The 11876-nt window shown below is 47.1% G+C and carries 7 protein-coding genes; 6 read left to right on the top strand and 1 reads right to left on the bottom strand.

Annotated features, from left to right (window positions below; translation table 11 throughout):
* Positions 1-264: 264 nt before the first annotated feature.
* A complete protein-coding gene (locus tag Q1Q15_RS01690) occupies positions 265-1224 on the top strand; it encodes a 3',5'-cyclic-nucleotide phosphodiesterase (RefSeq protein ID WP_300455749.1) in 960 nt (319 codons plus the stop codon).
* 54 nt (positions 1225-1278) lie between these two features.
* On the top strand, positions 1279-2700 hold the full coding sequence (locus Q1Q15_RS01685) for an ATP-binding cassette domain-containing protein (RefSeq protein WP_300455746.1): 1422 nt from the start codon (positions 1279-1281) through the stop codon (positions 2698-2700).
* Here the strand turns inward: Q1Q15_RS01685 and hrpA are convergent.
* Positions 2674-6711, bottom strand: coding sequence for an ATP-dependent RNA helicase HrpA (gene hrpA, locus Q1Q15_RS01680; protein WP_300455743.1), 4038 nt, complete (start codon positions 6709-6711; stop codon positions 2674-2676). The two genes, Q1Q15_RS01685 and hrpA, sit on opposite strands and share 27 nt — an antisense overlap.
* A gap of 349 nt (positions 6712-7060) precedes the next feature.
* Between hrpA and Q1Q15_RS01675 the strand changes: the two genes are divergently transcribed.
* The 4 genes from Q1Q15_RS01675 to ispH all read left to right on the top strand — a co-directional run bounded on the left by Q1Q15_RS01675 (position 7061) and on the right by ispH (position 11871).
* Positions 7061-8380: a (Fe-S)-binding protein gene (locus tag Q1Q15_RS01675; protein WP_300455740.1), complete on the top strand. Its 1320-nt coding sequence runs from the start codon at positions 7061-7063 to the stop codon at positions 8378-8380.
* 157 nt (positions 8381-8537) lie between these two features.
* Positions 8538-9296 carry an AAA family ATPase gene (locus tag Q1Q15_RS01670; protein ID WP_300455737.1) on the top strand — a complete coding sequence of 253 codons (759 nt, stop codon included), beginning with the start codon at positions 8538-8540 and terminating at the stop codon, positions 9294-9296.
* Positions 9293-10162 (top strand): ParB/RepB/Spo0J family partition protein, encoded by an 870-nt coding sequence (locus tag Q1Q15_RS01665; RefSeq protein WP_300455735.1) that lies wholly within the window; start codon positions 9293-9295, stop codon positions 10160-10162. The genes Q1Q15_RS01670 and Q1Q15_RS01665 overlap by 4 nt, the downstream gene beginning before the upstream one ends.
* Positions 10159-11871 (top strand): 4-hydroxy-3-methylbut-2-enyl diphosphate reductase, encoded by a 1713-nt coding sequence (ispH, locus tag Q1Q15_RS01660; RefSeq protein WP_300455732.1) that lies wholly within the window; start codon positions 10159-10161, stop codon positions 11869-11871. The genes Q1Q15_RS01665 and ispH overlap by 4 nt, the downstream gene beginning before the upstream one ends.
* Positions 11872-11876 lie beyond the last annotated feature (5 nt).

The following is an 11876-nucleotide window of genomic DNA, read 5'->3' as shown; positions in this document are numbered from 1 at the left end:
ATTGTTCATTAATTCGTATGGTTGACATCATATGCCCCGGGGGGATATAGTTGGTGATTCAACGTTCAGTCATTGGTTTTAATGGACGGGGTCAGGCTTTTTTTATTGGCGGCTGAATCTTTTATCAGGCGCCATGCGTTTTATCATTATTTCATGACCAGACAGGTAAAAAGTGCCATAAAGAAAGCCAGACTCCATGTAAAAAAGTTGAGTGAGTGAGTTGAGATCGGGGGGTGTGACATTTCAAAGAAAGGAGCAGAAAAAATGAAGCGGATAGAACCCAAATTCACCTGGATTTGCCTTGGCGTTGAGGGGGGGTTGAATGAGAGCAACCTGAATTGTCATTTGCTGGCGCCTTTCAATTCAACAGATTTTATCTGTCTGGATGCCGGTACCCTGCTGTCAGGGCTTCGGTATGCCGTTCAAAAAGGGGTCTTCAATCATATTGATGTATCGTCTTATCCGGAATCGACCCTTGAACAGGTCATTTTGTTTCACCATATCAAAGCCTATTTGATTACACATTGTTATCTTGATCATGTCCACGGACTGGCAAGCATTTCACCGAATGACATGCCCAAACCGGTCATAAGCCTGTCAATGACCATTGACGATTTGCGGGATTCGATTTTTAATTGGCGGGCTTGGCCCAATATGGCCAATGAAGGAGCGGCGCCCTGTATAGGGACATACCATTATATCCGACTGGAAGAAGGTGAACGAACACCCATTGAAAATACGGCAATGACGGTAACTGCTTTCCCGCTGTCCCATGACCGGTCTTCGGATTCCGCGGCTTTTCTGCTGGAATCGGATGGGTATTATGCCCTATACATGGGAGATACCGGACCGGATGAAATAGAAAAACGCCCCACCACAGAGGCGGTATGGGAAAAAATTGCGCCCCTGATCAGAACAAATCAGCTTCGGGTGATCTATATGGAAGCCTCTTACCGGGATGAGCATCCGGATGACCAGTTGTTCGGGCATTTAACGCCTGCCTGGATCATGAGGGCATTTCATAAACTGGCAAGCAAGGTTGATCCCAAAAACATATCCCAGGCATTAAATGGTTTAAATGTCGTTATCGGGCACATCAAGCCGGATGAGGTTTTAACCGGGGGAAAACCCGTCCGGGAGATCATCAAAGCGCAACTCCACCGGCAAAATGACCTGGGGATTCGCTTCATCCTTCCCCGGCAGGGAGACCGGATTGAGTTTTAGAAAGTCGGGTCTTTTTTCTTGCATACGCGTTTGGAACCTGCTTGAATAAGCCCCATGAAAATAATTAATGCCAGATCAAACACCCTTTATATTGACCGGTTTATTGCCCTTGGCAGTCAAGCCTGGTGCATTTTGGGGGCCAATCGTTCCGGAATAGAAGCGTTTTTCCGGCTTGTTTCCGGAGAAGGCACGGATATCACTGCAGATCAGCTGGAACGACCGGAAAATTTTGGGGTCATCTCCTTTAAAGAACAGCAGGCACTTTATGAAGCGGAACTCAGGGCGGATGATACCGATTTTCTGGACAGGATTGATCCGGGGACGCCGGCCCGGTCTTTTTTACGGGATATTGACCATCATTCCAGTTTGATTGAGGCCTTTGCCATGACCCCCTGCCTGGACAAAGGGTATCGCCAGCTCAGTACGGGCCAGGCCAGGAAACTGTTGCTCTTGTCACAGATCACAAACGGCATGTCCGGCCTTGCTATTCAGGCCCCCTATGAGGGATTGGACCCCCAAAGCCGCAAAGAACTGGATACGGCCCTGTGCCACCTGCACCGGCAGAAGGTTCTGCTGGTGCTATTTGTTCATAACCAGGAGGACATCCCGTCCTGGTGCACCCATGCAGGGGTAATGGTCAAGGGACGGCTGACGCTTCAGGGGCCCCGGGAAGCGGTGATGATGTCCCTTGAAAAGGAATGGCACAAAGCGTCTGCTGACTTTCAGGTCTCTGCAAGACGATTGCCGGGGGGCCAGATACCAGAACCGGTAAAACCCGAACAAACGGAGTTGGTCTGTCTGAACCAGGGTGCGGCCGGATATGGCGGGCAAAAGATTTTTCAGGGGCTGACCCTGACCCTCCTTCAGGGAGATCATACCCTGATCACAGGCCCCAATGGCAGTGGTAAATCAACCCTGCTCCAGATGATTACCGGCGACCATCCCGCCTGCTATCAGAATGATTTGAGAATTTTTGGTATCCAGCGGGGCAGTGGTGAATCTGTCTGGGAGTTAAAAAAACACATGGGTATCGTCAGTTCAGAGTTGCAAAGAAATTATTATGTGCCCGGTAATACCATCAGCTGTATCATTTCCGGCCTGTTTGATTCCATCGGGGTGTACCGGCCCTACACCCGGCAGCAGGAACACCAGGCAATGGCATGGCTTGAGCGGCTGGGAATGCCGGAAAAGGCAGGCCTGCCGTTCCGGGATCTGAGTTATGCTGATCAGCGGCTGGTACTCATTGCCCGGGCCTTGATCAAACTTCCCCGGCTGCTGGTCCTGGATGAACCCACCCAGGGGATGGACGAACTGAACCGGATGGCAGTCCTTGATTTTCTGGAAGACGTGGCCAGAGAAAAAATCAGCACGCTTCTTTATGTCAGTCATCGCAGGGATGAATTCCGGGATTTTTTCGGGCAGCATCTCCAGATGGGAGACTATTGTGTATCAGATCATTGTGGAGAGCTTTATTAAAAATTTATCCAGCTTTTTGGCAGAAATGGGTACGATTGTTTTTAACTCCTGGGCAAACAACGATATTTTATATTCTTCCAGAAGCCAGAAAAAGTGTTCAACCTGCTGGGCTTTTTCCGGCGAAGAGTCTTGGGAAAGTGAGGATAATAACCGATTCAGGTGATGGGTGTAACCGGTCAACTGCCCCGCTTTTTTTTCTTGCTTCAGGGGGTTGTCAACGGATCTTTGAGCCCTGATCCGGATACAGGCCACATACCGGTGAAGGTGGCGGATTCTTTCCATGGTATAAAGATCTATAAAATTTTCCGGGACAAGGTTTTTCAGGTCTTTGAAAAGCGCGGTTAATATATCGAACAATTTTTCCTTTTTCTGGTGCTGAAAGGATAGTTTTTGAATCAGGTTAAAACAGGACTGATATTCCTTCCCAAGGACTAAAATGTCGCTGATAAATTGCTGTCCGGCAGGGTAAAGTGATTTTAATTCTTTTTGAGCATGGCTTTCAAAGGCTTTTTTTGTCCGGATATTTTTTGCAAACAAGGTGGTGGTGATCCTATTGAACAAGGACTGCTGAAATTTTGTGGGGCCGTTAAAAAACGGTGCCATCTGTTTGATGCCGGCAGCGGTGGTGATGTCTTTTTTCAAGGATTTGAAATCTTCCGGAAAGCAGAGCTGGAAGAGGTGTTTTATTCCTTGGCAATGGGCCTCTTGGGCTGCCTGGGCTGACTTGAAAAGCCTTAGGGATAACACCGGGTTGTTTTTTTTGGGGCCGGTATCAACTTCAAGTTTAAGTCCGGGATAGCCTTTTTGCGTGAACGCCTTATCCTGGTGGATGATAATTGAGTCTTCAAGATCGTCAAAATTCCATTCTTTTACAGGGGATGTCTCATATTTTTTCTTAGCCCTATCAAACGCATTGCCCGTTTGAGGGGCCAATGTGGCGGAAAACTCATTTAACACGGATTTGTCCCGCAGGGCTTTAATTTCTTTTCCTTGTTCATCCCGGATGGAGATTCTCATTTTTAAATGGTCCGGCAGGTCTTTGTCTGACCACAGGGTGGCCGGGATCACAAGGTTAAACCGGTTTCGAATAAACGCAGACAGCAGGGAATATAAGGGGGCATCTTCTCTGGGCATTTCCCTGGCAATGATATCGGCCTTTTCAGATACCGGCATCAGTTGTACCCGAAATTTTTTAGGAAGGGCTTTTATTAAAGCCCCTATTTTTTCTTCAAACAATCCGGGAACCAGTCTGTCCAAACTGTTTTTCGATACCAGTGATGCAGAATCAGCAGGAACGCTTATGGTAACCCCGTCTGTTTGAGCGCCCGGGTTAAATTCATAGTCGAGCCTGAACTGACCGTGTGCCATTGTCAGGGCATCCGGAAACAAGGAGAGTTCATTTTCATCAATGGTTGATCGTTGAAGATCCGCCAGTGTCATTTTTAAAAAAGTTTTATTTTCCTGGTCTCGCACAAACCTGGAAAAGGTTCGGATATCATAAAACGGTTGGGGAAGCCGGGACTGGTAAAAAAGGTACATATCATCTTCAGATATCAGGATATCCTTTTTCCGGGTTTTATGTTCAAGGGTTTCAAGTTCATCAATTAATTGCCGGTTATGGGTCATGAAGTCGAATTTTTGATGGATTTCCCCCTGGACCAGGGCATGGCGGACAAATATTTCTCCTGCTTCTTCCGGATTTATTTTGCCGTAGGCAATGTTTCGGTCAGAGACAATCAAAAGCCCGAACAGTGACACCTGTTCTTTTGCCATGACAGCCCCCTGTTTCTTGGCCCAGTGCGGATCAGAATAGGTATACGTGCACAGGTTTTTTCCAATGGGTTCCAACCACAGGGGGTCAATGGTGGCGACAGATCTTGCAAACAACTGACTGGTCCTGACAAATTCTGCCGCAACAATCCAGTCGCCCGCAGTGTTAAACAGACCAGACCCTGGGAATATCATTGCCTGTTGTCCTTTTGCAGCAGTGAAGATGTTTTTTTCTTTTTTATGGGCAATATTGGCAAGATACCCTGATAAAATGGCTTTGTGCAGGGCAATATACAACGGCCCGCCAATGTCAAATTCTTTGGCTTTCATCCCCTGGGTCCCCAGGGGAAAAGAGATCTTTTTTTCTCCCCGGATATCATTTTCTTTCAGGATTCTGATGATCTGTCTGTGGATGTCATTCCATTCCCTCAGGCGTTTGAAAGACAGGTAATGGTCCTGGCAGTATCGTTTGAGTTTCGATCGGGAGCTTAGCCTTTTTTCAGCGGCTTTCACCGCATTCCAGATATTTAAGAGGGTAATAAAATCTGAACCCGGATCTTTGAACAGGGCATGCTTTTGATCTGCTGCCTGGGTTTTTTCCGCAGGTCTCTGTCTTGGGTCTGCAATGGCGAGGGCCGTGGTTATGATGGCGGCTTCTGCCAGGCATCCGTTGGCATCAGCTGCTATCAAAATTCTGGAGAGTTTGGGGTCAACCGGCAGTTTGGCCATGACCCGGCCAATAGGGGTGAGGTCATACGCTTTTTTTTTTGCTTGTTGGTTTCGGGTTTTCCTTTCTTTGATGGCCCCCAGTTCAATCAGGGTGTCAAACCCATCCTTAATACTTTTAAGGGCCGGGGCATCAATGAACGGAAAGGTTGAAACATCTCCCAATTTCAGGGAGACCATCCTTAATATAACTTCGGCAAGATTGCTTCTCAGGATTTCAGGGGCGGTAAAAAAAGGTCTTGCCCTGAAATCTTCTTCATCAAACAGCCGGATGCAGACCCCGTTTTCAACCCGGCCGCACCGACCCAGGCGCTGGTTAGCGGAAGACTGGGAAATGGGGCTGACGGGAAGTGCCGTTGTCCTTGTCCGGGGAGAATAGCTGAGAATCCTTGCTAAACCGGTGTCGATGACATATTTGATACCGGGTATGGTCAGGGAGGTTTCCGCCACATTGGTGGCAATAATAATCTTTCTTCCCGGCTGCCGTGAGAAAATTTTGGACTGCTCTTGTGCTGAAAGCCTTGCAAAAAGAGGCAGGACCGTGACCCCGGGATGTCGTTTTCCCCGGATCAATTCCATGGTGTCGCCGATATCCTGCTCTGTGGGCATAAATACCAGGATATCACCGGATCTGGATTGAGCGAGCAAAAGATGGACGGCATCTGCTGCGGCTTCAACATATCCCTGGTCTTCAATGGTCTGCTGTTCACCGTCTTTATCCAGAATGGGCCGGTATACGGTTTCCACCGGATACATTCGACCGGATACTTCAATGATGGGCGCATTGTCAAAGGCTTTTGAGAATTTTTCCGTATCAATGGTGGCGGATGTGATAATCAGCTTCAGATCCGTTCTCTGCCGGACAAGACGTCTTAAAATACCCAGGGTAAAGTCAATGTTCAGGCTTCTTTCATGGGCCTCATCCACAATCAGGGTGTCATAGGCATTCAGGAACCGGTCGGTCTGGGTTTCCGCCAGCAGGATCCCATCGGTCATCATTTTGATATAGGCCCGGGGCTGGGTTTTATCGTCAAACCTGATTTTGTATCCCACGGATTGGCCGATGGTTTCCTGGAGTTCTTCGGCAATCCGTCGGGCCACATTGATGGCGGCGATGCGCCGGGGTTGCGTGCAGCCGATGAGTCCTTTGATGCCCTGGCCGGCGTCAAGGCAGAATTTGGGAATTTGAGTGGTTTTCCCGGACCCGGTTTCCCCGGATATAATCACCACGGCATTTTTTTTTATGGCCTGGATGATGTCATTTTTTTTATGGGTGATGGGCAGATCGGGATGGGAAGTGATATGGGATGGTTTGTTTAAAGCCCTTGTCTGGCATTCTTTTATGGAACGATCTGTTTTTTTTAAAAGCTGCTTTATCCTACGGGTACGGGTTTCAATTCCTTGAGCGGTATCGGGGGTGCGTTTTTTCAGGGATCGCAGTTCTTTTAAGATGGCATGTTTGTCTTTTAACATCACATCAACGCACATCTGCTCTATTTTTTTCAGGTCGTTCATTGCCTTTGAATAGTAAGGTAAAGTTCAAAAAAGTCAACGTTTTGAACGGATCATAAAACAGCAATTCTCATTATGATTATAACTAAACCGGGTCAGGCTTGTGTTATTGTGCTTTTGACCAAAACCTGAACAATTAAGGGCAAAAGTCGGCAAAAGTGTCAATAACGCAAGCCTGACCCATTGTCCGGGGACGATTGCATTTTATAATGAAAATTGCTGATCATAAAAAATTAAGGTTGACATAAATTATGGAATAAAAGATGATAAAAATCGTTCCAAAAATTGGGGGAACATATTGTAGTACAAATACAAGACTTTAAATTTGAATAAATTAGGGGAGAACGATAGCATGGGAGATACAGCTATTAAGATTGGAGGTGCAAGAAAGAGCGCCTTTAAAGACAAGGTAATGAAACTTCTGCCGGATGGCGGAAACCTGAATGCATGCCTGACATGCGGTGCATGTGCATCCGGTTGTCCGGCAACCGGCCTCGAAGGCATGGATCCAAGAAAGTTTTTAAGAATGGCAGCCCTTGGAATGGATGAAGAAATATTGAATACGAACTGGGTATGGATGTGCTCAATGTGTACACGGTGCATGTATGTGTGCCCGATGCAGATTAATATTCCCCAGCTGGTTTTCAATGCAAGGGCGCAATGGCCCAAGGAGAAAAAACCCAAGGGGATTACAAGCTCTTGTGACATGGCATTAAAAAACGACACCTGTTCCGCCATGGGAGCCAATGAAGAAGATTTCCAGTTTGTTGTGGAGGATGTACTCGAAGAATATCAGGAAGCACAGCCTGAATTCGCTGACATGAAAGCCGATGTCAACCGGGAAGGGGCTTACTACTTTTTAAACCAGAACTCCAGGGAACCGGTAACAGAACCCGATGAAATGGTGCCGTTATGGAAAATAATGCACCTTGCAGGGGCTGATTGGACCTATGGTACAAAAGGATGGGCAGCAGAGAATTATTGCCTTTTTTCTGCAGATAATGAAAATTGGGAAAAGATTGTCCGGACAAAAGTAAAAGCAGTGGAGGACCTGGGCTGTAAAGTCTGGCTCAACACCGAGTGAGGGCACGAACTCTTCGCAGTCCGGGCTGGACTGCAAAAATTTAATATCCCTTATAACTTTGAAATTAAAAGTATCATTCAACTCTATGCCGAATGGATCAGGGACGGAAAGCTTAAGCCCTCTTCCGACTGGAACAAGGACCGAAAAATCAAGTTCACGGTTCAGGACCCCTGCCAGCTGGTCAGAAAATCTTTTGGAGACCCGGTTGCAGAGGAATTAAGATATGTCGTTAAAGCAGTTGTGGGCGAGGAAAATTTCATCGACATGACCCCCAACAAATCCAACAACTTTTGCTGCGGTGGTGGCGGTGGTTTCCTCCAGTCCGGTTTCCAGGAGCAAAGACGGGCCTATGGGCAGACCAAGGCCAACCAGATCCTGACAACCAAAGCACCTTATTGCATCACCCCCTGCCATAATTGTCATGCTCAGGTGCATGACCTGTCGGAAGTCAATGATCATGCATGGCAGACCGTTCATTTATGGACCCTCTTAAACCTTTCTCTGGGTATACTGGGCCCCAATGAAAGAGAATACCTGGGTGAAGACTTGAAAGAAGTGGATGTCTTCCATCCTGAATCGGCCATGTAAGTCATTCGTTAAATTTTAAGATCAGATAAAGTCTTGTACGGCAGATGATTTGCCGTACAAGGCTTTTTTTGTGGGGGGTTGTTTTTTTTTAAGCAATGGCAGTTTGACTTTTTAACCGATTGCCTAAGAAAGGTAATTGTGATAAGGATTTTTAATTATGAGCCAGATTATCAGCATAGCAAATCAGAAAGGGGGCGTTGGCAAAACAACCACCGCTGTTAATCTATCCGCCGCCCTGGCCATACTGGGAAAAAAAACATTGATGATTGATTGTGATTCCCAGGCAAATGCAACGACCGGTATGGGTATTGACAAGCCCTCCCTGGAAGATGCCCTGTATCAGGGACTTATAGGCGAGGCTGATATCAATGACATTATTTGTCCCACAGTGTTACCCCGGCTGATGATGATTCCCGCCAATAGCGATCTTATCGGGTTTGAAATTGAGATGGTGTCTGTCCGGGACAGGGAACGAAAACTGGAAGCGCTTCTGGAACCGATAAAGGAAACGTTTGACTATATTATTATTGATTGCCCACCGGCGTTAAGTTTGTTGACATTGAACGCTTTTACAGCTTCAGACGCTGTTTTGATAACGCTTCAAAGTGAATTTTATGCCCTTGAGGGCCTGGGGCAACTGCTGGATACCATAAAACGGGTGAAGTCTTCTTTGAATCCCGGGTTGAAAATAAAGGGGATTCTGTTGACCCTGTATGACAAACGCACCAATCTTGCCCAGCAGGTGGTTGAAGACGCGAGAAAATATTTCAAGGACATGGTTTTTAAAACAAAAATACCCAGGAATGTAAAGCTTGGAGAAGCGCCCAGTTATGGATTGCCGGTTATGTTATATGACAAACACTCACAAGGATCAAAAAGCTATATGGCTTTAGCAAGGGAACTTCTAAAAAGATGACAAAAAAGAAAAAGAAAAATACCGGATTGGGTCGTGGTATTTCCGCCTTGATTCCGGTTTTTGATACGCTTGAGAGCTGTCCTGATTTTTTGATGTGTTCCATTGACCAGATTGCACCGAACCGGTATCAACCCAGGACGGCATTCAGCCGGGAAGAACTGGACAAGTTAACGGACTCCATTGCACAACAGGGGATTTTGCAGCCCCTGCTGGTCCGAAAAATTGATGATGCATATGAGTTGATAGCAGGGGAAAGAAGACTCCGTGCAGCCCGGGAAGCCAAGTTGACCCATGTGCCGGTGTTTGTTAAAAACCTGACCGATGAGCAGGTGTTGGAAGTTTCCATTATTGAAAATATTCAACGGGAAAATTTAAACGTCCTTGAAGAGGCAGAAGCGTATCACCGGCTTATTAACGAATTTCATTATACCCAGGAAAAGGTTGCCCAGAAAATAGGAAAAAGTCGCCCTACCATTGCCAACCTGTTGCGCCTCAGAAGCCTTCCCCAGGAGATAAAAAACAGCTTAATTGCGGAAAAAATATCCATGGGACATGCCAGGGCCTTGTTAGGGGTTGCTTCAGAAGAAAATCAGCTTCACCTGTTCAAAACAGTCCTGGAAAAAGAGTTGTCGGTAAGGGAAACGGAACGACTGGTTAACATGGCTAAACGAGAACCGCAAAAATTGAAGAAAAAAATATCCACCGTGGAAAAACAATTCCTTGATGAAACCTGTTCGCGCCTCTCTCATCATATCCAATCCAAAGTCAGGATTCAAAAGAACGGGGATAAAGGCAAAATAGAAATCAATTTTAAATCCAACGCAGATTTCCAGCGTCTGGTTGATCTGCTGACCCAGGTGTCATGAAAATTGTTGTGGCGAAAACCGCTGGATTCTGTATGGGGGTCCGGCGGGCTGTGGATATGGTGTTGGATGCGTCAAACCAGTCCCGGGAACCCATTTATACCTATGGTCCGTTGATCCATAATCCCCAGGTGCTGAAAATGCTCGAAGAAAAACAGATTTTCAGGATGGATCAACTGCCCTCAAAGGGGAGCGGCATTGTTTTGATCCGGGCTCACGGGGTACCTCCGGAGGATGAACAATCGCTTAAAGATCTTGGGTTTACCGTTATTAATGCCACGTGCCCCCGGGTGATAAAGGTCCAGGCCATTATTCACAAATATGCCCAAAAAGGGTATGTCACCCTGATTGTCGGGGATGAGAAACACCCGGAAGTTGTGGGCCTTTCAGGATATGCAAAGGGCCGGGGACATGTGATCTCCTCCGTGGATCAACTGCGGGAACTGCCCCGGTTTGATGCTGCTGTCGTGGTGGCGCAAACCACTCAGAACACCGCTGTTTATAAGGATATAAAGGCGTGGTGTGAAACCCAGGCCCCCCATTATAGCGTATTTGATACCATTTGCGGATCCACTGAAAAACGTCAGGCTGAAATCCGTAAGCTTGCCCGGGAAAATGATGCCGTGATTGTTGTGGGCGGAAAGCAGAGCGGAAATACAAAACGGCTGGCACAGATCGCGACCCGGACAGGAAAACCGGTTGTCCATATTGAGGAAGTTTCCCAGATTGATTATGGACGGTTGTCGTCAGCCGGATCTGTTGCGATTACCGCTGGTGCCTCAACGCCCAACTGGATCATTAATGAGGCCTATGAAGCCGTGGCGAACCACCTGCAACGGCAACATCCTGTCAAAACAGGGTTGTTTTCAATTCGTGATTTTCTGCTGAAGACCAATATAATGGCAGCAGCAGGTGCCGGGTTCCTTACATACGCGTGTTCCCGGCTCCAGGGAATTGCCCAGGATTCGCATCATGCGCTGATCGCCATGTTGTATGTTCTTTCCATGCAGATACTGAATCATTTGTTCACTGTCAAGTCTGATACCTACAACCAGCCCCAAAGGGCCGTCTTTTATGAAAACAATCGACGGTCTCTGTGGCTTCTGGCGGTGTTGTCCGGGGCAGCCGGCCTTTACTTGAGTTTTATCACCGGGGCCGTCTCTTTTATGATTCTGCTGGTCATGAGTCTTTTGGGTTTGTCCTATAACCTGCAACTGATTCCGTTGCGGTTCAATAAACGACAAAAGGCCCGAATAAAAGATATTCCCGGTTCAAAAACCATTTTAATTGTTATGGCCTGGGGAATCGTCACCAGTCTGTTACCGGCCGTGTCAAATTACACGGATTGGCGGTCGGTTGCAGTGGTTTTTTTGTTTGCCGTGGGCCTGGTCTTTGCGCGGACGGCTTTTTTTGATATCATTGCCATTCAGGGAGACAGGATTACCGGAAAAGAAACCCTTCCCATTCTTTTAGGCGAAAAACGGAGCTTTGCGCTGATCAAGTCCGTGCTGATTGTGGATATGGGTATCCTCATGGTGGTATCTTTTACCGAGTTGCTGGTAAATCGAGCCGTTCTGCTGGCTTTGATGCCCCTTGGCATGCTGCTGTTAATACGGTTTTTTAAACATAATCGTCATATATCAGGTCCGCATCGAGAATTTATTATGGAGGGTTTATTCGTGGCCACTGGATTATTATCCGCCGTAATTTAAGATGG

This window comes from Desulfobacula sp. (genome assembly GCF_030145145.1).
Taxonomy (GTDB): Bacteria; Desulfobacterota; Desulfobacteria; order Desulfobacterales; family Desulfobacteraceae; genus Desulfobacula.
The sequence above is the reverse complement of the archived record's forward strand: the minus strand, read 5'-3'. Positions and strand labels throughout refer to the sequence as shown.